General features: G+C 51.6%; 30 protein-coding genes and 2 pseudogenes. 10 read left to right on the forward strand and 22 right to left on the reverse strand.

Annotated elements, in window-relative coordinates; all coding sequences use genetic code 11:
* Window positions 1-59: 59 nt before the first annotated feature.
* The 4 genes from ACXUPB_RS13205 to ACXUPB_RS13220 form a co-directional block, all read right to left on the reverse strand.
* Window positions 60-605, reverse strand: a complete 546-nt coding sequence (locus ACXUPB_RS13205) for a DUF6624 domain-containing protein (RefSeq protein ID WP_179916650.1) — start codon at window positions 603-605, stop codon at window positions 60-62.
* A 25-nt stretch (window positions 606-630) separates the two neighbouring features.
* Entirely contained in the window at window positions 631-900 is a 270-nt protein-coding gene (brnA, locus tag ACXUPB_RS13210; RefSeq protein WP_179916649.1) for a type II toxin-antitoxin system BrnA family antitoxin, read from the reverse strand.
* Window positions 890-1153 carry a BrnT family toxin gene (locus tag ACXUPB_RS13215; RefSeq protein ID WP_472952822.1) on the reverse strand — a complete coding sequence of 88 codons (264 nt, stop codon included), beginning with the start codon at window positions 1151-1153 and terminating at the stop codon, window positions 890-892. Before ACXUPB_RS13215 ends, brnA begins: the two co-directional genes overlap by 11 nt.
* A gap of 144 nt (window positions 1154-1297) precedes the next feature.
* On the reverse strand, window positions 1298-1579 hold the full coding sequence (locus ACXUPB_RS13220) for a putative quinol monooxygenase (RefSeq protein ID WP_179916647.1): 282 nt from the start codon (window positions 1577-1579) through the stop codon (window positions 1298-1300).
* Between the two features lie 528 nt (window positions 1580-2107).
* On the opposite strand from ACXUPB_RS13220, the gene ACXUPB_RS13225 reads away from it, so the two are divergent.
* Window positions 2108-2734 (forward strand): OmpW/AlkL family protein, encoded by a 627-nt coding sequence (locus ACXUPB_RS13225; protein ID WP_179916645.1) that lies wholly within the window; start codon window positions 2108-2110, stop codon window positions 2732-2734.
* A gap of 80 nt (window positions 2735-2814) precedes the next feature.
* On the opposite strand, the gene ACXUPB_RS13230 is transcribed toward ACXUPB_RS13225, so the two are convergent.
* A complete protein-coding gene (locus tag ACXUPB_RS13230) occupies window positions 2815-3150 on the reverse strand; it encodes a YqcC family protein (RefSeq protein ID WP_022522982.1) in 336 nt (111 codons plus the stop codon).
* Window positions 3151-3463: 313 nt separating this feature from the next.
* Here ACXUPB_RS13230 and ACXUPB_RS13235 point away from each other — a divergent pair, with 313 nt between their 5' ends.
* The 4 genes from ACXUPB_RS13235 (at window position 3464) to ACXUPB_RS13250 (ending at window position 6465) form a co-directional block, all read left to right on the forward strand.
* Entirely contained in the window at window positions 3464-4501 is a 1038-nt protein-coding gene (locus ACXUPB_RS13235) for a DUF3549 family protein (RefSeq protein ID WP_472952826.1), read from the forward strand.
* Between the two features lie 36 nt (window positions 4502-4537).
* Window positions 4538-4978: an ATP-dependent zinc protease family protein gene (locus ACXUPB_RS13240; protein ID WP_008957021.1), complete on the forward strand. Its 441-nt coding sequence runs from the start codon at window positions 4538-4540 to the stop codon at window positions 4976-4978.
* A gap of 44 nt (window positions 4979-5022) precedes the next feature.
* A complete protein-coding gene (rimK, locus tag ACXUPB_RS13245) occupies window positions 5023-5931 on the forward strand; it encodes a 30S ribosomal protein S6--L-glutamate ligase (protein WP_035556974.1) in 909 nt (302 codons plus the stop codon).
* An 87-nt stretch (window positions 5932-6018) separates the two neighbouring features.
* The gene (locus ACXUPB_RS13250; RefSeq protein ID WP_035556972.1) at window positions 6019-6465 is read left to right on the forward strand and encodes a hypothetical protein; all 447 of its coding nucleotides are present in this window, start codon (window positions 6019-6021) and stop codon (window positions 6463-6465) included.
* Here ACXUPB_RS13250 and ACXUPB_RS13255 read toward each other — a convergent pair.
* The 7 genes from ACXUPB_RS13255 to ACXUPB_RS13285 form a co-directional block, all read right to left on the reverse strand.
* Window positions 6462-7184 (reverse strand): SanA/YdcF family protein, encoded by a 723-nt coding sequence (locus ACXUPB_RS13255; protein WP_472952829.1) that lies wholly within the window; start codon window positions 7182-7184, stop codon window positions 6462-6464. The genes ACXUPB_RS13250 and ACXUPB_RS13255 overlap by 4 nt on opposite strands.
* An 18-nt stretch (window positions 7185-7202) precedes the next feature.
* Complete coding sequence (sufT, locus tag ACXUPB_RS13260) at window positions 7203-7772, reverse strand: putative Fe-S cluster assembly protein SufT (RefSeq protein ID WP_035556968.1); 570 nt, start codon at window positions 7770-7772, stop codon at window positions 7203-7205.
* 49 nt (window positions 7773-7821) lie between these two features.
* Window positions 7822-9087: an aminotransferase class V-fold PLP-dependent enzyme gene (locus ACXUPB_RS13265; protein WP_472952832.1), complete on the reverse strand. Its 1266-nt coding sequence runs from the start codon at window positions 9085-9087 to the stop codon at window positions 7822-7824.
* A gap of 55 nt (window positions 9088-9142) precedes the next feature.
* Window positions 9143-10483: a Fe-S cluster assembly protein SufD gene (sufD, locus tag ACXUPB_RS13270; protein ID WP_472952834.1), complete on the reverse strand. Its 1341-nt coding sequence runs from the start codon at window positions 10481-10483 to the stop codon at window positions 9143-9145.
* Window positions 10480-11229 carry a Fe-S cluster assembly ATPase SufC gene (gene sufC, locus ACXUPB_RS13275; RefSeq protein ID WP_335597799.1) on the reverse strand — a complete coding sequence of 250 codons (750 nt, stop codon included), beginning with the start codon at window positions 11227-11229 and terminating at the stop codon, window positions 10480-10482. The genes sufD and sufC overlap by 4 nt, the downstream gene beginning before the upstream one ends.
* 71 nt (window positions 11230-11300) lie before the next feature.
* Window positions 11301-12743: a Fe-S cluster assembly protein SufB gene (gene sufB / locus ACXUPB_RS13280; RefSeq protein WP_008957029.1), complete on the reverse strand. Its 1443-nt coding sequence runs from the start codon at window positions 12741-12743 to the stop codon at window positions 11301-11303.
* A gap of 78 nt (window positions 12744-12821) precedes the next feature.
* Window positions 12822-13286 (reverse strand): SUF system Fe-S cluster assembly regulator, encoded by a 465-nt coding sequence (locus ACXUPB_RS13285; RefSeq protein ID WP_035556952.1) that lies wholly within the window; start codon window positions 13284-13286, stop codon window positions 12822-12824.
* A gap of 306 nt (window positions 13287-13592) precedes the next feature.
* Between ACXUPB_RS13285 and ACXUPB_RS13290 the strand changes: the two genes are divergently transcribed.
* Window positions 13593-13796, forward strand: a complete 204-nt coding sequence (locus tag ACXUPB_RS13290) for a hypothetical protein (RefSeq protein ID WP_472952840.1) — start codon at window positions 13593-13595, stop codon at window positions 13794-13796.
* 71 nt (window positions 13797-13867) lie between these two features.
* Here the strand turns inward: ACXUPB_RS13290 and ACXUPB_RS13295 are convergent, their stop codons facing one another.
* The 4 genes from ACXUPB_RS13295 to ACXUPB_RS13310 all read right to left on the reverse strand — a co-directional run bounded on the left by ACXUPB_RS13295 (window position 13868) and on the right by ACXUPB_RS13310 (window position 15814).
* Window positions 13868-14206 carry a zinc ribbon domain-containing protein YjdM gene (locus ACXUPB_RS13295; protein ID WP_335597801.1) on the reverse strand — a complete coding sequence of 113 codons (339 nt, stop codon included), beginning with the start codon at window positions 14204-14206 and terminating at the stop codon, window positions 13868-13870.
* Window positions 14207-14309: 103 nt separating this feature from the next.
* Entirely contained in the window at window positions 14310-14786 is a 477-nt protein-coding gene (locus ACXUPB_RS13300; protein WP_335597802.1) for a YbhB/YbcL family Raf kinase inhibitor-like protein, read from the reverse strand.
* A gap of 72 nt (window positions 14787-14858) precedes the next feature.
* Entirely contained in the window at window positions 14859-15416 is a 558-nt protein-coding gene (locus tag ACXUPB_RS13305) for a hypothetical protein (RefSeq protein ID WP_335597803.1), read from the reverse strand.
* A gap of 23 nt (window positions 15417-15439) precedes the next feature.
* Window positions 15440-15814, reverse strand: a complete 375-nt coding sequence (locus tag ACXUPB_RS13310) for a thiol-disulfide oxidoreductase DCC family protein (RefSeq protein ID WP_335597804.1) — start codon at window positions 15812-15814, stop codon at window positions 15440-15442.
* Window positions 15815-15907: 93 nt separating this feature from the next.
* Between ACXUPB_RS13310 and ACXUPB_RS13315 the strand changes: the two are divergent.
* From ACXUPB_RS13315 to ACXUPB_RS13330, 4 genes and pseudogenes are all read left to right on the forward strand, one after another.
* A pseudogene (locus ACXUPB_RS13315) lies at window positions 15908-16147 on the forward strand (flavodoxin family protein); the annotation flags it as partial.
* Between the two features lie 305 nt (window positions 16148-16452).
* Complete coding sequence (locus tag ACXUPB_RS13320; protein WP_008957037.1) at window positions 16453-17706, forward strand: IS256 family transposase; 1254 nt, start codon at window positions 16453-16455, stop codon at window positions 17704-17706.
* A gap of 63 nt (window positions 17707-17769) precedes the next feature.
* Window positions 17770-18300 (forward strand): annotated as a pseudogene (locus tag ACXUPB_RS13325) (recombinase family protein); the annotation flags it as partial.
* An 86-nt stretch (window positions 18301-18386) separates the two neighbouring features.
* Window positions 18387-18857 carry a flavodoxin family protein gene (locus ACXUPB_RS13330; RefSeq protein WP_472952845.1) on the forward strand — a complete coding sequence of 157 codons (471 nt, stop codon included), beginning with the start codon at window positions 18387-18389 and terminating at the stop codon, window positions 18855-18857.
* A gap of 49 nt (window positions 18858-18906) precedes the next feature.
* Here the strand turns inward: ACXUPB_RS13330 and ACXUPB_RS13335 are convergent.
* The 6 genes from ACXUPB_RS13335 to ACXUPB_RS13360 form a co-directional block, all read right to left on the reverse strand.
* Window positions 18907-19921 (reverse strand): IS630 family transposase gene (locus tag ACXUPB_RS13335; RefSeq protein WP_303319487.1). Its coding sequence is split into 2 segments (ribosomal slippage): window positions 18907-19524 and window positions 19526-19921, totalling 1014 coding nucleotides; the frame shifts between segments, so codons are not numbered across the junction.
* A gap of 363 nt (window positions 19922-20284) precedes the next feature.
* Window positions 20285-22174 (reverse strand): FAD-dependent monooxygenase, encoded by a 1890-nt coding sequence (locus ACXUPB_RS13340; RefSeq protein WP_472952847.1) that lies wholly within the window; start codon window positions 22172-22174, stop codon window positions 20285-20287.
* 243 nt (window positions 22175-22417) lie between these two features.
* Complete coding sequence (locus tag ACXUPB_RS13345; protein ID WP_008959916.1) at window positions 22418-22933, reverse strand: MarR family winged helix-turn-helix transcriptional regulator; 516 nt, start codon at window positions 22931-22933, stop codon at window positions 22418-22420.
* A 69-nt stretch (window positions 22934-23002) separates the two neighbouring features.
* A complete protein-coding gene (locus ACXUPB_RS13350; RefSeq protein ID WP_008959917.1) occupies window positions 23003-24484 on the reverse strand; it encodes an FAD-dependent oxidoreductase in 1482 nt (493 codons plus the stop codon).
* Between the two features lie 8 nt (window positions 24485-24492).
* Window positions 24493-25269: an SDR family NAD(P)-dependent oxidoreductase gene (locus ACXUPB_RS13355; protein WP_008959918.1), complete on the reverse strand. Its 777-nt coding sequence runs from the start codon at window positions 25267-25269 to the stop codon at window positions 24493-24495.
* A gap of 65 nt (window positions 25270-25334) precedes the next feature.
* A complete protein-coding gene (locus ACXUPB_RS13360; RefSeq protein ID WP_008959919.1) occupies window positions 25335-26522 on the reverse strand; it encodes an ABC transporter substrate-binding protein in 1188 nt (395 codons plus the stop codon).
* Between the last annotated feature and the right edge of the window lie 28 nt (window positions 26523-26550).

Genomic DNA, 26550 nt, shown 5'->3' on the forward strand with positions numbered 1-26550 from the left:
CAGAGCGCACCTGCGACCTTGACGCAGCGGAGACAAGGGCGTCCGAGTGCCGCGTTTGGTTAACTGGTTTGTTCGATATTGGCGCGGCGCTTCCGCTCCTGCTCAGTCATTTGCTCCTGGCGCTCCTCGATGGAGTTCAGCCCAAGACGCGCACGGCGTTCATTAACCGTAGCAGAATCCTCAATAGGAAAAGGTGCTGGCCAACCGTTTTCATCAACATCAAACTGGGTGCCATAGTATTGAGGCTTGCCAGAGAGCGTACGCACTCGATCTTGCAGGAATGCCAACTGCCAGCCCGCCACATCCTCTCTCGCAACGGCATCTTCTAGTAGGGAGACACACCCAGCCATGAACTCGGGATCTGAAACAGAATGCTGAACGACCAGCCATGCAGCTTTGGCACCCTCTACCCCAACTAACGAAATGCTGGGCCAACCGTATGCACCAATAATCTCTTTCAGGCGAGAAGCATTCTGCTCATGCAGGGCTTTCATCCGGGGATGATAAGACTCAGATGGAAGTTCTCCGGAATAGAAGAGTTGCTGCAATAACAGCTGGTCTTCTTTCATCATCGTGACCAGCTCATCCGCAAAATTCTGATTCATGGGCTCCTTTCCAGTTAACGCTCCGCTAATGTGTGCCGCCTGTGGCATCACCATTGAGCGGCTTGTTAGCAGATTCTGCCTGAAGACGCTCCACCAGCCACACCTTGATGATCGATTGGCGAGTAACGCCTATGCGCGCAGCCTCACGATCCAACGACTCGACAACCCAAGCCGGGAAATCGACGTTGATTCGCTTTTGTTCCTGATTAACGCGGCGAGCAGAGGACAGATCGAGGTCATCGACGATATCTTCCTGCCCTTCTTCAAATTTCTTGTCGAAGTCTTTAGCTTTCATAGAGCTCAACCTCCTTCTTACGGGAACGTCTGACTGAAATCAGACGAATACCAGCATCACTGTATGTGACGACAGCCGACCAGGGCTTTTCACCAATCTTGCCTATCAGCAAAAACCTCTGCTCATCCTCTGATTTAGCGCGGATCTCCAGCAGGTATGGATCTTTCCACAGCCCTTGGGCAGCAACGAAATCTATACCGTGCTTGTCCAGATTGGACTTACTTTTGGCTTCGTCGAATTCAAATTCATCCATGAGTACAAATTATTCCTTTTTTACTCAATGCGCAAGATTTGGCAGGAAGCTGTAGCTGCTAACGCGGAGCTTTGCGGCAATTTTGTAGCTGTGTAGCGGTGAAGAAATCGTCCGACAAAAGCGAATGGTTATACGGTTTAGCCATCAGTCAGCTTCCGTCACTTGATAGTGCCTTTCGACATTCGACGCGACTCTACCCCAGTCGGACAACCTTACGCGGCGCTGATGGGCTTCAAATGCGGCCTGGTCAATAAATACTTCAGAGACAAAAAAGACGTTTCCGGTGCCCGGGCTTTGGGTAACGTCGAAGCGCAAACACCCCTCTTCCTGGCGAGTCAGCTGGATATGGATGGGTAGCTCTGCCTTAACCGCTGGCAGGTCAGCGTCGGAGACCATGATATGGCCTTCCAGAATGATCTTAGACATAGCAGACACTCAATCCGTATAACAGTTTATTCATGCGCATGCGCGTTTTCCCAGGGAACCCCACATCACCAAAAGCAGCAATGCATTAATAGTAATGAAAAATCATCACCCTTAACTCACAAGCACGCTAGAAAAATGCGCATGCCCATTATCATTTCTGACTATCTTTTCGCAGTGCCTATAAACATGAACAGATTCTTCACAACTCACTGTTTTAAATTGCTTTTTATAATAAATTCCGGAAATTTTGAGCATGCCTATTGTTGAGCGTACCAGAAAAACACGCATCACAAACTAAAAATACTTAGTGAGACCGTGTGCACATCGACCCCAAGGGGTAGCCCAAATAGCCAGTAGCCCGCTCCTGAATTATGCCTCATCGGTCGGTTCTCCCAATAACATTTGTCTAATAACCTTTGCCCTGGATCAATAATCCACTCCCTGGGTCTCGTTACACTGGCTTCATCGTTAAGCAGCTATCAAAAGCCGTCTAATCTTACTATCTGCTTTAATCTCAGGAGTGATCCCATGCGTAAAGCCGCCCTGCCTACCCTACTTGTATCCACTGTTGCCGCTGCGGCGATGATGACCAGCAGCCAGGCATTTGCCTACGGCGCTGGTGATTTTTTTACCCGCGTGGGTGTTGCCAAAGTCGCCCCTAAAAGCGACAACGGCTCACTGGCCAACGGTGCGTTGTCCGTGGATGTACAGGATAAAACCGATTTCGCGTTCACCTTGGGCTATCGCTTCCACGACAAAGTCGGCGTAGAACTGCTGGCGGCGCTACCGTTTGAACACGACATTCATTTGAATGGCGATAACATCGCCTCAACCAAGCACCTGCCGCCGACCTTAACGCTGCAGTACTACCCGCTGGGTGGCACTCAGTCCCGCGTACAGCCCTATGTCGGTGCGGGCATTAACTACACCCACTTCTCCGATGAAGAGCTGACGATTGGTGATTTAGACCTGGATGATTCCTGGGGAGCGGCGGGCCAGGTAGGTGTTGATCTGCTTATTGATGATCACTGGGCGCTGAACGCCGCAGCTTGGTACATCGATATTGATACCGATGCCAGCGTTAACGGTGCGGGAGTAGGTACCGTTGAGATCGATCCTCTCGTGGTGATGGCAGGCCTCAGTTACCGTTTCTAAGCCGCCTGCAAAACCGTTAGCGGATGTTATATACAAAGCCTGCCTCACGGTGGGCTTTGTGCGTTTAGCCGCATTCCACTTTAAGTGCTTTCAGTGACGATCTGGTCGACCTTCTCTACCGCACGCACAATCAGCAGCTGGTGGTGAGCGGGTGTTTTTTCCTGCTGCAAGTAGGCTGCCACGGCGGGAGCTACCTCGCACTTTGCGGGCATGGCTGCACGCGCATCCATCAGGGCATTCAAGCGGGCAATAAACACAAAGCGTATCCATTGCGGCAGCGACATGGTGTCGATGCAAAACGGCTGCTGGCTGGCGAATGCTTCTGCATCGGGTGTTGGCATGCGCCATAAATCGGCGGCTTTCATCGACGCCTCAAGCTCTAGAAGCGCTGTCTGCAGCGGTTGATAAGTACTCATAAAGTCGCTTGTCACTACCTTGGAAAATGAATAAGTGTATCGTCTCCCCATTATCCCCACTCAGTGGGCGCCTTGCCACCTATCAACGCTTGCGGGAAGTTATCCATAGACTCACAGAAAACCTGCACGAGCCTGTGGATAAACTATGGAAAGGTGTCGCAGCGCTCGCTCTCATGGGCCTTTCACCCAGTTGTTTACTTTTTAACCACACTGTCATGTAAGGCATCCCCATTGGCCGGTATTTATCCGCCTTTGCGGCTGACAGTGACCCATCATCAAGGTAGAGTGCAGGCTTGCAACGCGGAAGGATGTCATGCAACCGATTCAAACCCTTGATGAGTTTTTTACCCGTAGCGGCGCAGAGGTTTCCCTTTACCATATGGGGCGCCATGTGGTCGCCTGCCCACGGGAGTCCCTCGCCGCCTTTGAGTGTGGCGAACTGGCGTGGCCAGAACCTTGGCAAGGCCAAGCACGTCTAGCCATTCTATTCCGTTTGGGTGATATGCCCGAACCCGCCATTTGGTTTTTAGCCCTGCCACTAGATGAACAGGGGATGCTTGCCCCAGCTCAGCGGGATGCGTTTTTAAATCGTTTGCTGGAAACATTAGGTCGGGCTGTTTCTCAAGTGGGGCGTCAAGAAACAGCGGACGTAGACCACTTAATGAAGGATAATCCCCTCGCCTTTACGCCCAGCGTTACCTTTCAAGCAATGTTCAATGCCCGTGCAACTTATGACGCAGGGCTACCTGCCAGCCAGCATTTTGAGCCGGTTGAGGATTACTTGAGCGGCCAGCAGGCGATTGATTGGCAGGCATTAGGGTTACAGGGAATTGCCGATTACGTCGTTCGTATGGAGTCGCCTGACGCTGACACGTTAGCGCTGAGACTGCCTGACCTACCTACCGCCGTTATTAACTCCGTGTGCTACTGTTTAGAGCACCAGCCATTGCCACAGGCATTAGTCGCCGCGCTGCAACGTCGTGGCGAAGCCGCCGCACAAGCGGGCGACATTGAAACCTTATGTGCTTGTCTGCGCGCTGTGGGTAATACGGATACAACAGCGGTGGGCAATTGGTACTCCACCTTACTTAAAGACACCACCTTTTGTGGGCCGGATGTGCTGGCTGCCATTGCCGGGCGTGGCTGGGTGTATCTTGAAGACGCTGAGCGCTTACCTCTTTTTCTACAGCGTTTGGCGGAAGATGAGCGTACTGATTTTGCCGCGGTAGTTCGTGATCTTGCACTCATCCCACGGCTACGCTTACCGGTCATGATGGCCATGCGTGATGCGCCCGAAGGCTCTTATATTCAACACCGTTTGAGCATGATGATGTCGCAGAGAAAGGCTTGATTTGGTGTTGTCATTTTTAATTGCAAGGAGTGAGCCGTGAAGGAATTACCCTATCAGGCCAAGGCGGTCATTGGACGCCGTGAAATGGTGACGTTACCTGAGCTAGGGCTTCACCTATGCTGTAAAGCGGACACTGGTGCGCGTACTTCTGCCCTGCATGCAGAAGAGATAGAGACACATGAAGATGAACATGGTCAACTATGGGTAAGTTTTATTACCCACAGCGCTGGGCCAACAACACCCGCCCACCGCTACAATCTACATTTGCATGATCGACGCCGAGTCACCAGCTCAAACGGGCATAGCGAGTGGCGCTATGTAATACGTACCCCAATGCAAATGGGTGATTTGAATTTTCCGGTTGAACTGACCCTGACTGACCGCAGCAATATGCGCCACCCAATGCTACTAGGACGCCGCGCCATGCGCCGCCTGCTAATTGCACCTGGTGCGGCATTTTTGCACGGTGAGCCTTAACCCCTTTTATTAACCGCCTTTATTTAGACTCGGAGTCCCCCTACATGCATATCGCTCTGCTATCGCGCAACCGTAATTTGTACTCTACACGCCGCCTGGTTGAAGCTGCAGAGCAGCGTGGGCATACCGCTCGTGTGGTGGACACGCTGCGCTGCTATATGAGCATTACCTCGCACCACCCTTCGATCCACTATAAAGGCCAAGAGATTGAGCCTTTCGATGCGGTTATCCCACGCATTGGTGCATCAGTCACCTTTTATGGCTGCGCGCTGTTACGTCAGTTTGAGATGATGGGCACCTACGTTATCAACGATAACGTCTCTATCACCCGCTCCAGGGACAAATTGCGTTCGCTGCAGTTACTATCACGCAAAGGGCTGGGACTGCCGATCACCGGCTTTGCCCACTCGCCGGACGACATTCCCGACCTGATCACCATGGTCAAAGGTGCTCCGCTCGTTATTAAGCTGTTGGAAGGTACCCAGGGGATTGGCGTGGTATTGGCGGAAACTAACCAAGCGGCAGAGTCTGTGATTCAGGCTTTCATGGGTATGAAAGCCAATATCATGGTGCAGGAGTATATAAAAGAAGCACGTGGCGCCGATATCCGCTGCTTTGTAATCGGCGATAAAGTAGTCGCCTCGATGAAGCGTCAGGCGGCGGATGGTGAGTTTCGCTCGAACCTACACCGCGGAGGCTCTGCCAGCGTGATCCGAATCACTCCTGAAGAGCGTTCAACGGCGATCCGTGCAGCCAAGGCCATGGGCCTGCGCGTTGCTGGTGTGGACTTGCTACGCTCGAATCACGGCCCGGTGATTATGGAGGTTAACTCTTCGCCTGGTTTGCAGGGCATTGAGAACGCCACTGGCAAAGATATTGCAGGAATGATCATTGAACACATTGAAAGAAACGCCACACCAGCCCGTAAAGCGCCGCCCAAGCCTAAAGGCTAAGGCAAAATATTAAAATAATCCGCTTCGGGGGTGGCAAATAGTCGCTGTCACCCCCACAATCTGCGTCACCGAAGGAGGTAGACGCTCATGTTTCTCGATAATCGCCAAGTGGCGATGGACAGCGTATTGGAAGCGCTGGCCGATAGCATTGATTATTTCCAAGACAATATCGAACGCCTGCGGCCCTCGCTGCGTGACGCTTTAAAGCCGCATTACACTGCGCGGCTCAAGCAGATGCGCAAGTTGCAGGAGCTTGCCCGTGCGCATTTGAAAATGCTGCCCCGGGATGCAGACGTTGAGCGCGATGATTTCTTATGGCTTTGGAGCCGTCTAAAAAGCTTCGTCGGCAACGATAGCCAAGTACTCATCAATGAGCTATTGGAGCAAGAGCGTGTATTAATGCAGGCGCTCTCCTCGCTGTATACCCACCCGCTACCCGACCCGATCGAACCGGTAGTAGAGGAGTGCATGCAAGGGTGCCGTAAACTAATCCGCGAGCTGTATGCGCTGCAAAAGCGCAAAACCCACCGCTAGGGATGGGTAAAACGATCGTTCAATGACGGCAGGATAAGGTCGATAGGGGCACGTCTCGGTATCTCTATGGGCTCGGGCGTACCCAGGAAGTAGGGCTCTCTCTTCCACACGTATAGATCGCCCAGGGTGGCCACCCGCGCTGCCCATTCGCGCAACTTTAAACGCCAACCCACTGCTACGGTAGGATCATCCGCCACACAGCCAGTAACGTCGATACCTAGCTCGCGCCCAATATATACCGCGCGGGGAAGATGCCAGCTCTGGGTGATCAGCAGGGCTTTATCAAGCTGAAAAACGTCCCGGGCACGCGCTAGTGTGTCGTAGGTGCTAAAGCCTGCGAAATCCATGGTCAACTGCTCAGGCGCGACGCCACGACGATACAGCTCGCGCCACATTGCGCGCGGCTCGTTATACGCCTGGGTACGATTATCCCCGGAGAGCAAAAGATGCTCGACCTGGGACTGTTCAATTAAAGTAGCAGCGGTTCGCATGCGTGCATGGAAGTGCGGGTTTCGCACCCCACTACGCGTCCAGTGAGACGTACCGAAGACAATCCCCACCTCTGCTGGACGACACTGCTGCGGCTGACGCTCAATGTAAGCGGCGGTCGTCGCGAGCACCCAAAAATTGCCGCCTATAAACAGCAATGTCGCCAGCAGCGACAGTGCTCCTAGCGACATTAATAAACGCTTCAGCCATTTCAACAAAAGGTTATGCATCCAGCTCCCCAGCCGGAGTTAGAACATGCCGAGTTCAAGCTTGGCCTCGTCACTCATCATGCCACGGCTCCAGGGCGGGCTGAAAACAATTTCCGTGTGAACCTTGCTGATCTGCGGCGCGCCGAGAATCTTATTGCGCGCATCTGCAGCGATCACATCACCCATCCCACAGCCGGGAGCGGTCAACGTCATACGGATAGTAGCGATGCGCTCACCACTGATAAGACGCTCAATTCGGCAACCGTAAACCAAACCCAGGTCAACGATATTGACCGGAATCTCCGGATCAAAGCAGGTACGTAGCTGGTCCCACACGAACTGCTCTATCTCCTCTTCGGTAGCCGTTTCAGGCAGCGTAGGACGCGGTAGCGGCTCAAGCCCCAAAGCATCTAAGTTACGCCCCTCTATCAAGTAGAGGCGCCCTTCAAAACCAACGCTTACCGTACTGCCTTTCGCCTGCATAACACTAACAACGCTATCTTCGGCCAATGTTTCCGTACTACCAAACGGAATGGCAATAGCCTCCACATCGCGCTGGAGCGGCAACTGTTGACCCCGTTCGAGACTGGCTACTTGCTCAAGATCCATATCTGTCCTTAAAAACGTTCTTCAAAGAGCTGGCCTTAAAGAACCGACCTTAACGCACCATACCAATGACACGGTTGAGTGCTTCAATAAAGCTATCCACTTCTTCAAGCGTATTATACGCAGCAAATGAAGCACGGCACGTCGCATCGACTCCGAAATGATGCAGCAAGGGCTGCGCGCAGTGGTGGCCGGTACGAATAGCCACGCCGAGTTGATCTATCAATAAGCCGATGTCTTGCGAATGCGCCCCTTCCACCACAAACGACAGCACGCCTGCTTTTTGCGGTGCGGTGCCTAAAATACGCAGCCCATCGATTCGTCCAGCTGCTTTCGTCGCGCGGTCAAGCAATTGCCCTTCCCACTCGCCGATGGCATCAACACCAACGCTTTCTACCCACTCAAGTGCACGCCCCAGAGCAATGACTTCCGCAATGGCGGGCGTTCCGGCTTCAAACTTGTGCGGAATATCGGCGAAGGTGGTGCCTGCACCGAAAGAGACAGTTTTAATCATCTCACCGCCGCCCTGCCAAGGCGGCATCGCTTCCAGCAAAGCCTGCTTGCCATACAGCACGCCTACGCCGGTTGGCCCATACACTTTGTGGCCAGAGAAGGCGTAAAAGTCAGCATCAATCGCCTGCACATCGACTACCTGATGAGGGGCAGCTTGGGCACCATCAATCAGAATCAAGGCACCGTGCTGGTGGGCAAGTGCCGCCATTTCCCGCACAGGGTTAATAGTCCCTAACGCATTAGAGACATGATTGACCGCTACCAGCTTTGTACGCTCACTCAGCAGTGCGCGATAAGCAGCCATATCCAATGCGCCATTGGCTTCAACGGGAATCACCTTAATGGTAAACCCGATCTCGGCGGCCAACAGTTGCCAGGGCACAATATTGGAGTGGTGCTCCAACATTGAGATCAGCACTTCATCGCCAGGTGCGAGGGTTTTACGCCCCCAGCTCTGCACGACTAGATTGATGGCTTCCGTGGTGCCACGGGTAAAAATGATCTGACGCGCATCTGCCGCGTTGAGAAACGCCCGAACCTTGTGACGCGTGCCTTCAAACGCCGCCGTTGCCTCATCGGCAAGGGTATGCAGACCACGGTGAATATTGGCGTTATAGCGTGAGTAGTAATCGCTGAAGACGTCAATCACCTGTTGAGGTGTCTGGCTAGTCGCCGCATTGTCTAAATAGATTAGCGGTTTGCCGTGCACTTCGCGGGCAAGCACCGGAAAATCCTGACGCAGACGAGCGACATCAAAGGGTGCTTGCACTTGCGCGGGCGCCTGCTCAATAACGGTATTTGGCATCAATCACTCCTCGTTGAGCCCTTGAAGCTGGTCTTTAAAAGCGGGTCTTAAAGAGCTAGTCGTTAATTGCGGCTGCCGCTTCAACAAGCCCAGCAAGATTAAAGCGCTCCGGCAACTTGCCCGCAACCGCGAGTTCAACGCGCTCGGCAATCGCATCCAGGCTAACTTTATCCAACACCTCTCCCGCAAAGGCGAGGGTTAGCAGGCCTCGTGCGGTCGCTTCATCAATACCGCGCGTGCGCAGGGCATAGATCGCCTCTTCGTCCAGCTGGCCGGTAGTGGTGCCGTGTGAACACTTAACATCATCGGCGTAGATTTCAAGCTCAGGCTTGGCATCGATGTGGGCACGATCCGACAGCAGTAGGTTTTGGTTGCTCTGAAACCCTTCAATTTTCTGGCTGTCGCGCTTGACGTAGACCTTGCCGTTAAACACGCCGTGAGCGCGGTCATCCAGAATGCCCTTGTAGTTCTCATTGGAGAACGTCAGCGGTGCATTGTGGTTGACCTTGGTGTGGTTATCGACGTGCTGACGACCCTGACCAAAGAACAGGCCCAGGAAGTTGGTTTCAGCGCCCTGCCCGTTCAAATCGCTGATCAAGTCGTTGCGCACCAGCGCGCCGCCCAGGCTCAGGTTGTAGGAGGTATAGCGCGTGTCGCGGCCCTGCTCCACGTGAATGCTCGCCACGTGCATATCACCCAACGGTGCTTCCTGCAGCTTGTAGTGAGCAAGAATCGCCCCACGGTCGAGCATCAGTTCGCCAACCACGTTAGTGAAGTTAGTCGCTTCGCTTTCACCGGTGTAGTGCTCAATCAGCGTGGCTTCGCTGCGGCTACCTGCTTCCACCAGTATGCGCGGGTGGCACATCACTGGCTGGCCAGCGCGGGACAGAAACTGCAGCAGGATAGGTTTTTCAACGACCGTGCCCGGTGCAATGCGAACCACGGCGCCCTCTTCCATAAATGCCGTATTCAGCGCCGCAAACGGTGAGAAATCCACCCCGGTTAAGCGACCCAGCGGGCCGCCAACCGCTTCGTGGTTCTCCGCCAGTGCCTTGGAAAGCGGTAACACCTGAACGCTTGGCGGCAGCGAGTCCACATCCGAGAGCGCTGGCGAGAAAACACCATCCACGAAGGTCAGGCGGTAAGCATCAATGGGCAGCGTCAGCGCCGCGGCACTGGCCTGAGAGAACTCGGCGTTGTCGGCGAGCGCAAAGTTGCCCTGAGCGATCGAGCGCACATCGGTGTACTTCCACTCTTCATCACGGCGAGTGGGAAAACCCAGCGCTTCAAAACGCGCGGCACCCGCTTGGCGCCGAGCGGCAATCCAGGTGGGCTCTGCCGTGTAGCTCGAGCTGCGCGCCTTCAGCGTGTCTAAAAAGGTTTGCGTATCGCTCATGCCACAGACTCCTCGATACCTTCGTACCCATTGGCTTCCAGTTGCTTGGCTAGTTCCGCGTCGCCGGTTTTCACGATACGGCCATCAACCAATACATGGACTTTGTCCGGAATAATGTAGTCGAGCAGACGCTGGTAGTGAGTCACCAGCAGGATGGCGCGGTCTTCAGCGCGCAGGCTGTTGACACCATCGGCGACCACTTTCATGGCGTCGATATCCAGGCCGGAGTCGATCTCATCGAGCATGGCAAGCTTCGGCTGGAGCACTAGCATTTGCAGGATCTCGTTACGCTTTTTCTCACCGCCAGAGAAGCCTTCGTTAACGGCGCGCTGTAGGAAACTGGCGTCCATTTTCATGTAACCAAGCTTCTCTTTCACCAACTTCATAAACTCCGGCGCTGGCATTTCGCCCTCGCCACGCGCTACGCGCTGGGCATTAAGCGCCGACTTCAGTAGGTAGATGTTTTTAACCCCAGGGATCTCAACCGGGTACTGGAAACCCAGCAGCAAACCAGCCTGGGCGCGCTCTTCAATTTCCATTTCGAGCACGTCTTTGCCTTCAAAGGTAATGGTGCCCTGAGTAACTTCATAGCCATCTTTACCAGCGATGACCGCCGATAGCGTCGATTTACCCGCGCCATTCGGCCCCATGATGGCGTGCACTTCACCCGCGTTAATAGTCAGGGTGAGGCCTTTCAGAATTTCATTGCCTTCGACGGTGACGTGTAAATCATTCACTTTCAACATATTGATTACCTTATAATTCTGGCGAGTCGCTACGGCGACACTAATAAAATGAGTGACTGAACGGCTAGGGATTAACCTACCGCACCTTCCAGGGTAACGTTGAGCAGCGCTTCCGCTTCTACGGCAAACTCCATCGGCAGCTCTTGGAAGACGTCTTTACAGAAGCCGTTCACAATCATGCTGACCGCGTCTTCTTCCGAGATACCGCGGCTCTGGCAGTAGAACAGCTGGTCTTCACCGATTTTAGAAGTGGTCGCTTCGTGCTCAATGGTCGCCGTACTGTTGCCAATTTCTTGATAAGGGAAGGTGTGCGCACCGCACTTATCGCCAATCAGCAAAGAGTCACACTGGGTAAAGTTACGTGCCCCTTTGGCGCGCGGGCCGATTTTCACCAAGCCGCGATACGACTGATTGCTGCGACCGGCAGAGATACCTTTAGCAACGATATACGAACGGGTACCTTCGCCAATGTGAATCATCTTGGTGCCGGTATCGGCCTGTTGGCGGCCATTCGTGACCGCAACAGAGTAGAACTCGCCGATACTGTCTTTACCCCGTAAAACGCAGGAAGGGTATTTCCAGGTAATGGCGGAGCCGGTCTCTACCTGCGTCCAACTGATGCGCGAGCGGTCGCCACGGCAGTCGCCACGCTTAGTAACGAAGTTGTAGATACCGCCCTTGCCATTCTCATCACCGGGATACCAGTTCTGTACCGTGGAGTATTTGATATAGGCATCGTCTAGGGCGACAAGCTCTACCACCGCGGCGTGCAGCTGGTTTTCATCGCGCATTGGCGCGGTACAGCCCTCCAGGTAGGAAACCTGGGCGCGGCTTTCGCAAATAATCAGCGTGCGCTCAAACTGGCCAGTGTTGGCCGCGTTAATGCGGAAGTATGTTGATAGTTCCATCGGGCAAGTTACGCCTTCTGGCACAAATACAAAGGAGCCGTCGGTGAACACCGCTGAGTTCAGCGCCGCAAAGTAGTTGTCTGCCACAGGCACTACGGTGCCCAGATACTGTTTAATCAGCTCTGGGTAGTCGCGGATAGCCTCGGAGATGGAGCAGAAAATCACGCCTGCCTCACCCAGCTGTTTTTTGAAAGTGGTCGCAACCGACACCGAGTCGAATACTGCGTCTACTGCCACGCCTGCCAGCGCCGCACGTTCGTGCAGCGGAATGCCCAACTTCTCATAGGTTTCCAGCAGTTTGGGGTCGACTTCATCCAGGCTCTGCGGGCCGTCTTCCGGGCGCTTCGGCGCACTGAAATAGGAAATCGATTGGTAATCGATCGGCGGATAGTCAAGATGCGCCCAAGATGGTGCCTCCATCTTCAACCACTGACGATAGGCATCCAGACGCCACTCCAGCATCCACTCGGGTTCGCCCTTCTTCTTGGAAATAAAGGCGATGGTGTTTTCATCCAGGCCAGGTGGCAGGGTGTCGCTCTCAATATCGGTTACGAAGCCGTCTTTGTATTCGCGACGAACCAACTGTTCCATTTCTTCGCTTGCCATGGTGATACCCTCCGGGCAGTTGGGTGGCGAGGTCATCGCCTTTAATAATAAAGTAGGCCTGCTGTACTTGCGCCGCTATTAGGCCGACACCGCCGACAGGCTGATCGTTTGAATTGGCAATTGCACCGGCAATTTAATCGGCGCTGTATCGGCTAAATGCGCTAAGGTCACGCTTTCAAGCAGCGTTCGCATCGCCAATGAAACCCGCTGCCAGTTGTCAGCTACACCGCAGGTAGCCACAAGCTCGCAATCGCCTTCCGCTTGGCTACACTCGGTCATGGCAACAGGGCCTTCAATCGCCGCAATAATGTCGGCTGCCGTAATCTGTGATGCTGGCCGCGCCAAGCGATAACCGCCTTGAGCACCACGTTGGGAAACCAGCAGCCCCGCACGTGCCAACATTTTAAGTGTTTTACTTACCGTGGGGTGTGGCAGCTGCACAGCCTCAGCCAAGTCGGCCGCTGCATGTGATGTTTGGGAGTGACGGGCAATTTGTGCCATCACTACAGCGGCATAGTCTGTCAGCCGAGAAAGCTTGAGCATGTCGACTCCCCTTTTATGTGCTTGGTACGCAGTCAATCAATTGGTTGGCTGCATCAATTGAGTACCATTTTAGTCCTGTATAAATTTGATGTGAAGCCCTTGAGCTAAATGGTTGGCAATTTGAGCAAAATAACAGCACGATCGACGCTAATCGCATCAAAAACAACAATCATTATCATTTAAAAAAGCTATTACGCGCATTTACCTATTACCTATCGCTTTAGACAGATTAGCGGCCTCTGGTAATTTCGACTGGTGTTGAGTGCCATCACTGCGGATGGCGGCTTGCTATTCGAGGATTAAAAGATGGATTCAGCAGTCAATAATATGGTCAGCGCATCAATGGCACTTCAACAAGCGCAAGTAGCCCAGCAGTCTCAACTGAGCGTTTTTAAAGAGGTGTTAGACAGGCAAGCAGCGCATATTACTGCGCTAATGGACAGCGTTGCGCAGGCGCCACAACTGGCCACAAGTGGAAGCGTCGGTACGCAAACCAATACCACTGCGTAAAAATAGACGACTGATAAATCAATAGCACCATGATATCAGAGGGCTATTTTTTTGGAGTGTCTGCTTTAACGCTAGGCTTTCTTAACAAATTCAGATTTAAGCTTCATCGGGCCGATGCCGTCTATTTTACAGTCGATATCGTGATCGCCCTCTACCAAGCGGATGCTTTTCACTTTGGTGCCCACTTTAACCACCAGTGAACTGCCTTTAACCTTTAAATCCTTGATCACCGTTACGCTATCGCCGTCGACCAACATGTTGCCGTTAGCATCGCGCACGCCTGAAGCTTCTTCAGCGCTCTCCTCGGCTACCTTTGACCACTCGTGGCCACACTCTGGGCAGACGTATTGAAGCCCATCATCGTAGCTAAATTCGGAAGCGCAGGCAGGACAGGTAGGCAGATCACTCATGGGGTGGCTCCATCGCTTGGCTAATAGAAAAGGCTGATTCAAGGCCTAAGAAAGCGATGGAGCCTACACGGATTATTCCGCTTGTCTACTTTTGCAGATGCGATCAATCACGCTGATACGTGCCTACCAAACGATTCATGCCTAGCAGATTAGGCTCTATTTCTTTGAGTAGCTCGGCAAGCGTCAGTCCTTCAGGCAGCGAGGTTTGATGGTCCAGCGCCAACACCCAGAAATAGTAAAGATGCTTACCATGCCCTTCAGGGGGCATAGGGCCAAAGTAACCCACTTCGCCTTTATCATTGGCGCCAGCAGTGCCCACAACACTCTTTTCAGTTAACTCATGGGTATCAGCAGGCAAGTTATAGAGCACCCAATGTACAAAGCCGTAGCTGCCATCCTTGACCAAAGGAGCATCTGGATCGTGACAGATGACAGCGAAACCTTGGGTTCCCTCGGGGGCATCTTTCCAAGCTAGGGCAGGCGAAACATTTTCCCCCTCCCCTGTGTGCTTGGAAGGAATGGCTTGATGATCAGCAAACGCTGGACTGATAACCTGCATGGATGAAAGTGCAAATGCCATGTTTCTCTCCTTGGTTTATCTGATGGACCTTGGTTTATCTAATGAGCCGTTGCTGAGCATGAAGACCATTCATCATCGGGCCACCTGCTCAGCGTGTTGTTGCCACCACTGCTGAGCAGACGCCACATTGTCAGCATTATACGCAGGGTCAAGCACTACGCCTAACTGAACGTAATCGCCACCTGTTCGAACCATTAGCTGAGGATCTTGAGTGGCTAGCTGTAGCGCGTAGAGCACCAACATTTGTTCATACGCATTGCTGGTGTTCAACCGAGCAAACAGCAGTGGAACAGCAGGAAGCCCTATTTCGCCTAATCGTTCAGCGGCAATGTACCAGGGACGACGGTTGTCACGATCACCGTAGCTGGTCACAAAACGACGATCGGCCAAACGGCTAACATAATAGGACGCCTCCTCTTCGGGACTGATAAACAGCGGCGGCACCCAGTCACTCGCCATAGCGGTCTCCGGCGCTGTCGTGGCGGCAGGGCCGAATTGCGGGCTGGGTAACGGTGCTTCAGCCGCTGCCTGGCTAGGGGTTGGCGAAGGACGCTGCCCACCGCCGGCACAGCCCGCTAGCAATAGGCTTACGCCTACTACTCCCCCTAGATATAGCGCACTTCGCTGCATTGTCAGGCTTCCTTTGCTAGACGTTAAAGAGGCCATCGGCCCTGTTTCTTTAGGCGACGCTTTACCCACACATCATAAAGGGTTCGCAGTGCTGGTTTAATCCCAGGCAAGCCAATCAGCCAAGCGACCGGGACCAATAACGGAATACGCTTCATCAACAAACGGTAGGCGTCGATACCTTCTATTAATTGACCTTGCTCGGTTTCGACATGCAGAGAGCGTAGCGCTACTGCAGGGTCAACACCCTTTGCACGTAGGGCTTGCTCATTTTCACTTACGTCAAGCCAACCGATATCTTTTGCATGGCGCCCCGACCAGCGCTCATAGCGCCGACGCTCTTGCCGACAAAGTGGGCACTGGGCATCGTAATAGACATTGATCAATGTCTTACTAGACATATTGCTTCTCAACTTTAAGACTCTTAAGCAGTGTGGCATTTTCATTATGTGGCGCAACCCCTTGCTGTCCCACGTTTCAATTAGGTCTTTGCTATGAATGCTGAGCTTAGTAATGAATTTAGTAAACAACTGTTAGTGATTGCTCATGCCTCGTCAGCGAATACCCGTCTTCTGCGCGAAGCGGCCGCGCGGGGCGCTAGCCATCCCGATCTTGAGCAGGTGCAGTGTGTGGTGAAAGCGCCTTTAGAGGCAGGCCCAGAGGATGTACTAGCCTGCGATGCCATCCTGCTCGGTACCACGGAGAATCTGGGCTATACGAGTGGCGCACTAAAAGCTTCTCGGAATATTACCGACAACATCTTTTGTCTCTTATATAGCTCTGCTTCTGCAAGGTTTTTGGGTCAAAAAGTGTACCTTTTGACCCGCTTCTATTATCTTTGAATTTTAATGGATCATAAGTGTCGTTTTTGTTATTGCCTAGGTTCAAAAGAAACACCCACCTTATGATCCAAAATTGAGGATATAGCTCAATGGCAAGAGCTATGGTGATTTCTGGTGTATGGAAGCAGGGTGAAGGGGTGGCGTATCCTGTTGGTTGATCACCGCCAAGATCACAACCAACAGAGGAATGATACGCCATGGCCAAGTCTAACCTGCACGCTCTTTCACAACCAGAGGTAGCCACCAATGACCCATTGCACGAGCTGATCCGTCAGGGGGCCCGTGACCTGATTGCCAAGGCGGTCGAGTCGGAGCTTCAGGGCTTGCTGAACCAGTATGCCGATGTTTCAACACCCGATGGGCGCCAGGCGGTGGTGCGCAACGGACACCTACCCAAGCGCACGATCCAGACAGGCGTTGGGGATGTTGACGTTCAGGTGCCCAAGGTCAGGGATCGCAGCGGCTCCGGCATTCGCTTCAACAGCCAGCTCCTGCCACCGTACTTGAAGCGGGCTCAGAGCCTGGATGAGCTCATTCCCTGGCTCTACCTGCGCGGTGTTTCCTCTGGCGACTTTCAGGAGGCTCTGGGCGCCTTGGTCGGTGAGCAGGCCAAGGGGTTGTCCGCTAACACGGTGACCCGGCTCAAGGCCCAGTGGCTGGAAGGACACCGGGACTGGCAACGGCGAGACCTGAGCCAGAAGCGTTACGTTTACTGGTGGGCTGACGGTGTCTACAGTAATGTCCGCCTGGATGACCGGCTCTGCCTGCTGGTGATGATCGGGGTCACCGAGCACGGCCACAAGGAGCTGGTGGCTGTCGAAGACGGCCACCGGGAGTCTGAAGCCAGCTGGCGGGAGCTGCTCACCGGTTTGCGGGAACATAGCCTGGATTATGCGCCCAAGCTGGCCGTCGGCGACGGGGCTCTGGGCTTCTGGAAAGCGCTGAGCAAGGTGTTTCCGGAAACCCGGCACCAGCGGTGCTGGGTGCACAAAACCGCTAACGTACTGGACAAGCTGCCCAAGTCAGTACAGCCGAAGGTGAAGTCAGCCTTGCACGAGGTCTATCTGGCGGAGACCCGTGACAGCGCTCACAAGGCATTCGACAGCACCTTGAAGCGGTTCCGAGACAAGTACCCGAAGGCCATGGAAAACCTTGAGAAGGATCGGGACGAGCTGCTGGCCTTCTACGATTTCCCGGCCATTCACTGGATTCACTTGCGAACCACCAATCCGATTGAATCCACCTTCGCCACCGTGCGGTTGAGAACCAAGCAGAGCCGCTCCTGCGGCTCTCGCGACACCACCTTATCGATGGTGTTCAAATTGCTCCAATCCGCCCAAAAACGCTGGAAGCGGATTAAGGGGTTCGACCAACTGAAGCTGGTCGTGGACAACGTTCAGTTTCGGGATGGAGAACAGGTGGATGATCAAACTGGCAGAGACGCCGCCTGACGGTCATGCACCAGATTTGACAATAACTCCAATGGCAACGATCGGCTATCTCGAGTCAGCTCTAGTGATCAAAGCACTCACTCTCAACGCAGAGAGAGTGCAAATCGTCATAATGTCGAACATTGGTGGAGTGACGAGGCAACTTCTGGGGTGTTACCTGCTCTGCAGCGTGCGGGCTTCTCGGCCTTGGCAGAATATGTACGTGACGGCGACGTGCTAGTGGTCTACGCCATTGATCTCCTGGGGCGAGATACTGTTGATGTACTTAACACAGTTCAATTTATGCAAAGCAAAGGAGTGTCGATTATCAGTTTGCGTGAAGGGTTTGATCTCAACACACCTACCGGAAAGGCAATGCTTACGATGCTAGCCGCAATGGCTGAGATTGAGTGCTCAAACATCCGCGAGAGGCAAATGGCTGGTATACGTCGTGCAAAAGCAGAAGGTCGACAACTAGGCCGCCCCAAGAAAGCAGATGCTGATGACATAAAGCGTTGGCGAGCAGAGAATGAAGCGAGTATCAGTAAAACTGCACTGCGATTCGGGATATCAGAATCGACGGTAAAGCGAGCATCAAGATGTAATGCGTCTTAACTGTAACTGTAAGGCGTCGGTATTTTTTCGTTAAATTCAGAAGCGCAATATCACGTAATTTATGTCATATCAGTTCGGAGGTCATCATGGATAAAAAAAAGAAACTACTCATCATTGCCCACGCGCCTTCCGACAACACACAAAAAATGTTTCAGGCGGTAATCAGTGGAGCTTCTAACCAAGAAATTGAAAATGTAGATGTTCAGGCACTTATTCCGCTCGGAACACAGCCCGAAGACATTAACTCAGCTGATGCCATCATTCTGGGTACGACTGAAAACTTGGGATACATGGCAGGTTTAGTTAAGGATTTATTTGATAGATGTTATTACAATTGTATCGATAAAACCGAAGGACTCCCATTTGCTTTTTACATTCGTGCTGGACACGATGGTACAGGTACCTGTCGAGCGATTAAGAGCATTAGCAAGGGTTTGAGTTGGAAGCTTGTACAAGACCCTCTAATCTGTAGAGGAAAATTTCAGGAAGAATTTATTGATCAATGTGAGGAGCTAGGGTTGGCGATGGCAGCTAGCCTTGAATCAGGCATTATCTAAAATAACCGAGACGCCACTTAACCACTATATTGTTTTAACAATTAAGTGCTTATACAAAAGTAATCCGGTATTCGTTGCCGTAGCCTGACAACACCTTATGGACATAGTCTTTCAAGGACGAGAAGCTTTCATAAGCCGTCAACGGCAGCCACTCATACTTGACCTTGCGCCAAAGAATCTCGATGAGATTTAGCTCCGGCGAATAAGCAGATAGATAGACGAGGTACACACGGTGCGACATCCATTCCAACTCCTTATGTCGGAAAGCCTTTGAGCGATGGACACTGGCATTATCCAGCACCACGATGGCAAAAGCGTCCGGCGACTTCTGGGCAATCAGGCGGTCAAAAGCCTCAATGACCACCTCGGTGGTGATGGTCGTCATGGTCGAGTGGTAAATCAGCGAGCCCTGACGACTCAAGAAGCCCAGTACGTTCAGGCGCTGACTATGCGAGTAGCCCGGCATTTCCTGAGGATGGCCGATAGGGCTCCAGGCGTAAGGCAAGACGGAGGACAGGGCAAAGCCTGACTCATCGAAATAGTACAGTTCCGTCTCGCCCCGATCCTCCCAACGCTGAAGCTCAGCCAGCAGGCCTTGTGTATGGCGGAAGTCAGTCTCGTTACGCTGGCTTTTCAGGGATCGCCGGGTGCGCTTAAAGCTATACCCCAGATTTTTTTAATGCTCGCTTGAGCGTCATGGTACAGGCACCTTTTCCGGTTTCCTGCTGGAGTCGTGCCTGGACGGCCTTCAGCTGATGAGGTTGCTCTTGTACGAGTTCAAGTAACCGCTCCCGCTCCGCATCACTATAGATGGCGGGTCGCCCGGCGCGAGGCTTGTCCCGGAGCCCATCGAGGCCCTGTGCCTCCCAAGCATCGAACCAGAGCGAAACCGTTTCGCGGGTAACGGACAGAATCTTGCAGATCTGATCGATGGTATGACCTTGGTGACTCAGCACGATGGCATGAGCCCGACGACGCAAGGCGGGTTTCACGCCATAGGTATAGGTTGCCATCAATGTCTGAAGGTCTGTGTCGGATAGGGAAGGCACAAAGCGGAATGTCATGCGCATCGTCCTGGATCAACGGGTCAGGTTTATAAGCATAGCGGAAAATATGTGTTTTGGTACTTACTCATAATGGCTTTTTTTGAAAAAGCCTGACAGTGATATTCATTATATTTTAGGACGTACTGAACGCTTCTCTGGGCAACATACTTTTGGCCTGGTTTGGCGAGGTTTTGGGCTTGGGGAGATGCGTCGTGATACCGGCCTCGTGACACAGAAGAATCTCCTCCTCATTAAAGTAAACGCGATCAGCCACGATGTGGATATCACTGACCCTATAACAAACATCAAAAAATTTAAAAGAAGTGGGCCAACCTAGGGGTGTTGGCCCACTTATAATTTTGGCTAAGTAATAGGCACCGTTCAGACAGGCTCTACCATGAAGCGAGCGAAGAACTGATTGAGCTCTTCGAAGCTATCCAGCGGCAGCACCAGAGAGACGTATTGGTCCGGGCGCACCACCACCAGGGCGCCTGCACCACGGTCGATCCCGCGCAGGTCGAAGATGTCGCAGTCTGAGTCCAGAACCGGCGCGTGAGACTTCTGGTAGTCCTGGAGCCCGTAGAGGCCCTTGTTCGGTTTGAGCAGCGAGTGCATGTCGGCCCAGTCCACCTCGAGATGAGACTGCTGGATGATACCGTGAACGTCGAAGATCGCGTCCAGATCGGCCCCTTTCGGCGTGAAGCGGCGGATCACCGAGGCATCGCTGGCCAGGTAGTCCATCAGCGTGTTGAACCGGGAGCCTGGGCTGCGCGGGTCAACCATGTCGGCGAAGGCGTAAAGGCGCCAGCGACCGTCAGCACGATGCACGTGGCCCAGGTGGACCTGCTTGGCATCGCCGAGCCGGATCACCTCGGCCGAGTGGAAGCGTCGTCCCGGTGGGAATCCGGTGGCCAAGTGCAGGTGGCTATCGCCACCAGTGAGCAGCCCCGGCGTGTAGTGAGTGGCAAAACCCGCGGTGAACTCGCTGTTAGTGACGAACTGGCGCTGTACCTCGGCCAGCCCCTTCATCGCAGCCTCGGGATCGTCAGAGTCCTGAGCGGCACCAATCGCACACGACCAGCGGGTATCCATCTCGATCAGGTTCTCGGCGATGACGTGGCGCTCGTCGTTGTAGGTGTGCAGTAGGCTCGCCGGGCTGCGCTCCTTGAGGACCGAAATCAGCTTCCAGCCGAGATTGAAGGTATCCTGCATCGACACGTTCATGCCTTGGCCGGCCTTGGCGCTGTGGGTGTGGCAAGCGTCACCGGCTATGAAAACCCGCGGTGTGCGGCTCCCCTTTTGATCGTCGTCGACATCGTCAAACTTATCGGTGACCCGGTGGCCTACGCGGTAGACGGAGAACCAGGCGGTCTCCTTCACCTCGAAGGTATAGGGCGACAGCACAGCTTGAGCTTTATCCAGCACCTCCTCCTCGGTCAACCAGACGTCCGGGGCAATGTTCCCCATGTCAACATAGAGCCGAACCATATAGCCGCCCTCTCGGGGGATCAGCAGGATGTTGCCCGACTCGGCGGACTGAATGGTGCACTTGAAGCGAATGTCCGGAAAGTCGGTTACCGCCAGGACGTCCATCACGCCCCAAGCTTTGTCCACACCGTGCCCCTGTGGAAAGCGTCCGATAGATTCACGCACCACGCTGTGAGCACCATCGCAGCCGACCACGTACTGGGCACGAACAGTCTTTGCACCCTTGGGGGTGCTTAGGGTCACCATGACTCGCTCATGGGGGTCCATAGGCACCTCCACGTTAAGCGTCTCATGGCTATAGTCGACCCGAAGGCGACTTGAGGAATTGTGCATGTACTCTAGAAGAAAATCGAGCAGGCGGGCCTGGTTGACGATTACATGGGGGAATTCGGAGAGACCATCGCGTACGTCTTGCACACGCCCAAGGCGGGTGATACGAGATTTGTTACCGAGAGCGGGACCCCAGAAGTGGGTCTCGTTGATCCAGTAGGCCTCGGTGGTCAGCTTCTCGGCCAGGCCGAAGGCCTCAAACATCTCCACGGTACGACAGGCAATGCCGTCGGCGCGCCCCACCTCCAGGGCCCCATCGGACTTCTCCACCACGCGGGTGACGATATCAGGAAAAGCCGAGAGCTGCGACGCCAGCAGAAGCCCCGCCGGACCGGTGCCGACGATGAGCACGTCCACCTCCTCCGGCAGCGGACCCTGCGGGTCACTTCGCCCTTCAGCCGCGGGCTGGATCCGCGGGTCGCCACTGCGGTAACCATCGAGGAAGTACTGCATCTATTAGCTCCATCCCGTTTGCCACGGGTTGTTGTGAGAGTTTATCGGTGGGTTAGAGAGCCGGTGCGGTATTTCACAACGGCAAGACTAGTAGGCAATATTGAAATTACTCAAAAATTGAGTCCATCACGACTCCGATACAAAGCAACATCTCCATAGACTAAGTAAAAATCATTTAGCCGAAAGCACCTAACACCTTAAAGATGAAAAAGCTTAAAATTAATAGCACACCACTCACTAACATTATTCAAAGTCTTTAGGATCAAACAAAAGAGGGGAGCGAGAATACTCGTTATTCAAATTAACAAGCTTTTTCAAAAGAGACATAAAAACATCTCTCTCCTGCTCAGTTAGCGGTGCCAATATTCTTTCTTGCACACGCATGATTGACGGAGCAGAATCCTCTAAAAGCTCATTCCCTTTTGGTGTTAGATTTATAAACTTTGACCGTCTGTCATGCGGGCTTGGCGACCTAGAAATAAGACCACGTGAAACCAGTCTTTCCAAAACAGCACCAAGCGTTGACTTATCATAAGCAACTAGACTAGAGAGCTTTGTGGCATCAATGTTCGGTACAGACCGTATAACAATTAAAACTGCATACTGAACAGATGTTAAATCAAACTGTCTGCATTCCTCATAGAGTAATGCATCGGTAATTTGCTGAGCTCTCCTAACAAGGTGCCCCGGAAGAGAATAAAGTCTCAGCATCTGTTCTAAGTCAACGTTATTTGCATTACTGCTCGAAGGGTCATCCATATGCCACTCTCATTGAAAATATAAATACATGTCAAGGCTGGCTCACTCTAGCAGGCCAGTCACAAAACGTCAGTTATGGGAAACAACAAATTTCCCAGCACGCCTGCCTGAAGTCATAGCCCATCCGATGTGATGGCCATGGCCAGCAAGTATCAATCCTCCTTGGCCAGATGAGCCGGCAGCATATAGCCCTTTGATCGGACATCCGCCCTTTTGAACCACCTGATGTTCAGAATTAACCTTTAGCCCACCTTCGGCGATCACGACCCAACTCATTACAGGCCCAAGAGCATAAAATGGAGGTTCTTTTATTTCAGGCAAACCATTTGTACCATCACGCCTTTCTTCATTAACTTTATCAACAGCCCCCTTAAGCGATCGATAGTTAACTCCTATTCTTTTAGATAGAACCTCCAAGTTATTACCTTCATGGAAAATATCAGATCTAGTCTTCTTGTAGTCAGACATATAAGCATAGGCTACGCCTGGCGCGGTAGAAACGAAGTTCGGCCACTCCTCAAACTTCTCCTTAAGGTTTTTATCCATAACAATAAATGCAAGTTTTCCTTTTTGCCTAGCAACTTCCGGCTCTGGCTTATTTCGTTCGTCGGAGAATCTATCTCCCTCCTCATTCACCAAAATTGCCCCGCGCTCGAAAAGAGAAGGTTCAGGTGATAACGATGACGTCATAAACTGCAAAATAAAGGGCCTGAAGAACTTCATAGGAAGTTTTTCCAGACCAAACTGCATTAATGCAGTTAGCCATGGATGAGGAGGTAGCCGCTTTATCAATGAGGGCTTTGGAGCTTCTTTGAAGCGTAAGCTAGGTCCCCAGATGAGATCTCCGTTAACAACTTCACTCCCAATTTCAATAGCCATTTTCTGGCCATCACCAGTGCTTGATGAATTATACCCATCAACATGGGCAACATCTGGCCTAAACTCAGCTTTGAGAGACTCACTATTGCTGAAATCACCCGAGGAAATCACGACACCATATTTAGAGTAGATATTAGACGCGCGGCCATCGACACAAGCCTGTACACCTACAACGCGATCTCCATTATAAAGCAACTCTGTAACTTTTGTGTTTAGCTTAACATCTACACCTTTACGGATACACTCTCTGCTCAAATAGTAACCATACGCTTTTGAGTTAGGAATAACATTATGCATCCTTTTTTTAGAATGTGGTGGTTCAGGAAATGGACCATGAAATCTAACACCAATTTTCTGTAGCCATTCAAACGTCTCTTTTACATTATCAACTAGTACTTTCCTCAGTTCATAATTCTCTTTATCTCTCATACTTTCGGGTATAAATAGAGACATGTCATTAAAATGCTCTTGCGGGCTATCCTTAATTCCAGCACGAGCTTGAAACTGAGTATCTGAAACTGTAATAGATCCAACAGATAAAATTGTTGTACCACCAAGATGGGAATTTTTTTCAAGTAGAACAGTGTTCGCTCCATTTTCTACAGAAGCTATTGCAGCCGACATCCCTGCACCACCTCCCCCAACTACAATTACATCAACATTAATATCCATAAAGACACCTAAAATTTTTGTTCGTGAGAAACCCAAGTACTTTTCTGAACCCATCCACAGTCAACAGGAATATTGGCTCCTGTAATAGCAGAGGACAAATCTGATATTAGAAACTGCACTACGTTAACAATTTCATCAATTTGGACTAAACGACCCATAGCTGAATGCTTTTCTAACAAAGAGAGGTCACGGTGACCATTTTCTACTTGGGCCTGCATGGCAGGAGTAAGAGTAAAACCTGGAGAAACTGAATTCACTCTCACATTTTCCATACCCCAAGCCGCAGCCAGGTTTCTAGTTAACATAATAACAGCAGACTTAGCTGTACTATAAGCATGTAAAGGCATAGAACTCATACCCGCAATAGAGGCAATATTAACTATGCATGAACTATCCGACGCCAACAAAGGCTTAAATGAATTACAAACATAGAAAACACTTGAAAGGTCAACCGATATAACCTTGTCCCAATCTGAAAATTCTATATCTTGCGGCTCCATCGGCACTTCAAGAATTCCTGCACAATTGACAATCGCACTAATAGTCTCATTTTGATAACGAATAGTTTCACAAACATTATTGAGGTCCTCCTTTTTAGTAACATTAGTTCTTATCTGAACCACTTTTCTTTCAACTGATAGCTCTTCTGAAACATGAAGATCTAATGAATAAACTTTGTAACCAAGATGCGCCAGCATAATGACAATACTTCTACCAATCCCGCTGGCACCACCTGTAACAACAGCAACATTTGAATTATCAAGTAATGTATTTTCTTTGGTCATATAAATACCACTATAAAATGAAGGTTAACAGTCTGAGAGTTACCCCTCAGACTGGTTATGCGGTTTTAAAGGTTACAGCCACCTACAATAGGTGTTGCAGTCTCCGAATCTAATGTCATATTAATGATCGGCTTCAACACATCATTATCATAGCCAACAACACCAAAGTAATTTGGCTTAACAAGTTGATGATCTTCACTTCGAATAAGTACATCACCAAAAATAGTGTTGAAATCGCCCCCGCTCATAGCAGCAGAGATATCACTAGGCTCTACACTTCCGCTATTCTCGACGGCTTGGAAAAGCACCTGCATTCCCGCGTATGTTTCCCCTTCAAAGTTTGTAGGCACAGAGTCTTGATATACCTCCGCCCACTCTTTAACAAAGTTATTATTTTCATCAGTATCAAGAGTTGAGCCGTAATTAATAATACCAAAAACACCTTCTGCGATATCACCAACCGCGTTGATTGTGCTGTCAGTTGCAAATGAAACACCAGCCAATGTTGAGTTCTCCTGCAACCCAAGAGAGGAAGCTTGGTTAATAAAGTTCACAGCATCTCGGCCTGCTAATACGACCCACACGCCTTCAGCTCCACTTTGAATTGCTTTCTGGATATATGGGGCCATATCATTAGTACCCAACCCAACATAATCTTCACTGACTACATCTTTTCCAAACTTAGGAAGGGCAGCTTTAAAGCTATCAGCATTATTCCTTCCCCAGGCAGTATCCGATGCAACCAAAGCCCAACTGCTTTCGTCTCTTTTTTCAATCCAGCGATTCACAACTACAATATCTGATGCCGTTGCATGATTGACCCGAAAAAGGCGACTATCACAGTTTTCTCCTGTAATTTGATCAGCTTTTTGAATTGTAGAGATGTACATGGCATCCCAGCGATTTAATAGTGGAGCAACTGCTAAGGCTTCTCCTGAGGCGATCCCCCCAAGGAGAATGTTATACCCTGAATTGATCAGCCTCTCAGACTGCCTCCTCGCTTCAGCAGCTTTACCTTGAGTATCCAAAAAGCTAACTTCGACTTTTCGACCATCAATACCTCCACTCTCATTTGCTTGCTCAACAGCAAAATTAACTGCTCGCTTAACCTGCTCACCTAGGTCAGCATATGCTCCAGACTCAGCCGTAGGGATGCCAATCTTTAGTGGATCAGCAGCTACAACATAGCCACTGAAGAGTAAAGAGCTCAAAGCCACACTAAAACCAATTTTTACTTTATTATTTTTAATCATAGCACTTCTCCAAATAGTTTAGATTTGT

This window comes from Vreelandella sp. DA03-1M (genome assembly GCF_055725665.1).

Coding starts and splice junctions, on each gene's coding strand:
- ACXUPB_RS13295 (WP_335597801.1), bottom strand. CDS start 14,206: ATGAGTGATCTGCCTACCTGTCCTGCCTGCGCTTCCGAATTTAGCTAC.
- ACXUPB_RS13350 (WP_008959917.1), bottom strand. CDS start 24,484: ATGGATATTAATGTTGATGTAATTGTAGTTGGGGGAGGTGGTGCAGGG.
- ACXUPB_RS13330 (WP_472952845.1), top strand. CDS start 18,387: ATGGATAAAAAAAAGAAACTACTCATCATTGCCCACGCGCCTTCCGAC.
- ACXUPB_RS13305 (WP_335597803.1), bottom strand. CDS start 15,416: ATGCAGCGAAGTGCGCTATATCTAGGGGGAGTAGTAGGCGTAAGCCTA.
- brnA (WP_179916649.1), bottom strand. CDS start 900: ATGAAAGCTAAAGACTTCGACAAGAAATTTGAAGAAGGGCAGGAAGAT.
- ACXUPB_RS13215 (WP_472952822.1), bottom strand. CDS start 1,153: ATGGATGAATTTGAATTCGACGAAGCCAAAAGTAAGTCCAATCTGGAC.
- ACXUPB_RS13355 (WP_008959918.1), bottom strand. CDS start 25,269: ATGACCAAAGAAAATACATTACTTGATAATTCAAATGTTGCTGTTGTT.
- sufT (WP_035556968.1), bottom strand. CDS start 7,772: ATGGATCTTGAGCAAGTAGCCAGTCTCGAACGGGGTCAACAGTTGCCG.
- ACXUPB_RS13310 (WP_335597804.1), bottom strand. CDS start 15,814: ATGTCTAGTAAGACATTGATCAATGTCTATTACGATGCCCAGTGCCCA.
- ACXUPB_RS13220 (WP_179916647.1), bottom strand. CDS start 1,579: ATGTCTAAGATCATTCTGGAAGGCCATATCATGGTCTCCGACGCTGAC.
- ACXUPB_RS13340 (WP_472952847.1), bottom strand. CDS start 22,174: ATGCAGTACTTCCTCGATGGTTACCGCAGTGGCGACCCGCGGATCCAG.
- ACXUPB_RS13230 (WP_022522982.1), bottom strand. CDS start 3,150: ATGAGTACTTATCAACCGCTGCAGACAGCGCTTCTAGAGCTTGAGGCG.
- ACXUPB_RS13235 (WP_472952826.1), top strand. CDS start 3,464: ATGCAACCGATTCAAACCCTTGATGAGTTTTTTACCCGTAGCGGCGCA.
- rimK (WP_035556974.1), top strand. CDS start 5,023: ATGCATATCGCTCTGCTATCGCGCAACCGTAATTTGTACTCTACACGC.
- ACXUPB_RS13300 (WP_335597802.1), bottom strand. CDS start 14,786: ATGGCATTTGCACTTTCATCCATGCAGGTTATCAGTCCAGCGTTTGCT.
- ACXUPB_RS13360 (WP_008959919.1), bottom strand. CDS start 26,522: ATGATTAAAAATAATAAAGTAAAAATTGGTTTTAGTGTGGCTTTGAGC.
- sufD (WP_472952834.1), bottom strand. CDS start 10,483: ATGAGCGATACGCAAACCTTTTTAGACACGCTGAAGGCGCGCAGCTCG.
- ACXUPB_RS13320 (WP_008957037.1), top strand. CDS start 16,453: ATGGCCAAGTCTAACCTGCACGCTCTTTCACAACCAGAGGTAGCCACC.
- ACXUPB_RS13290 (WP_472952840.1), top strand. CDS start 13,593: ATGGATTCAGCAGTCAATAATATGGTCAGCGCATCAATGGCACTTCAA.
- ACXUPB_RS13225 (WP_179916645.1), top strand. CDS start 2,108: ATGCGTAAAGCCGCCCTGCCTACCCTACTTGTATCCACTGTTGCCGCT.
- ACXUPB_RS13255 (WP_472952829.1), bottom strand. CDS start 7,184: ATGCATAACCTTTTGTTGAAATGGCTGAAGCGTTTATTAATGTCGCTA.
- ACXUPB_RS13250 (WP_035556972.1), top strand. CDS start 6,019: ATGTTTCTCGATAATCGCCAAGTGGCGATGGACAGCGTATTGGAAGCG.
- ACXUPB_RS13205 (WP_179916650.1), bottom strand. CDS start 605: ATGAATCAGAATTTTGCGGATGAGCTGGTCACGATGATGAAAGAAGAC.
- sufC (WP_335597799.1), bottom strand. CDS start 11,229: ATGTTGAAAGTGAATGATTTACACGTCACCGTCGAAGGCAATGAAATT.
- ACXUPB_RS13285 (WP_035556952.1), bottom strand. CDS start 13,286: ATGCTCAAGCTTTCTCGGCTGACAGACTATGCCGCTGTAGTGATGGCA.
- sufB (WP_008957029.1), bottom strand. CDS start 12,743: ATGGCAAGCGAAGAAATGGAACAGTTGGTTCGTCGCGAATACAAAGAC.
- ACXUPB_RS13345 (WP_008959916.1), bottom strand. CDS start 22,933: ATGGATGACCCTTCGAGCAGTAATGCAAATAACGTTGACTTAGAACAG.
- ACXUPB_RS13265 (WP_472952832.1), bottom strand. CDS start 9,087: ATGCCAAATACCGTTATTGAGCAGGCGCCCGCGCAAGTGCAAGCACCC.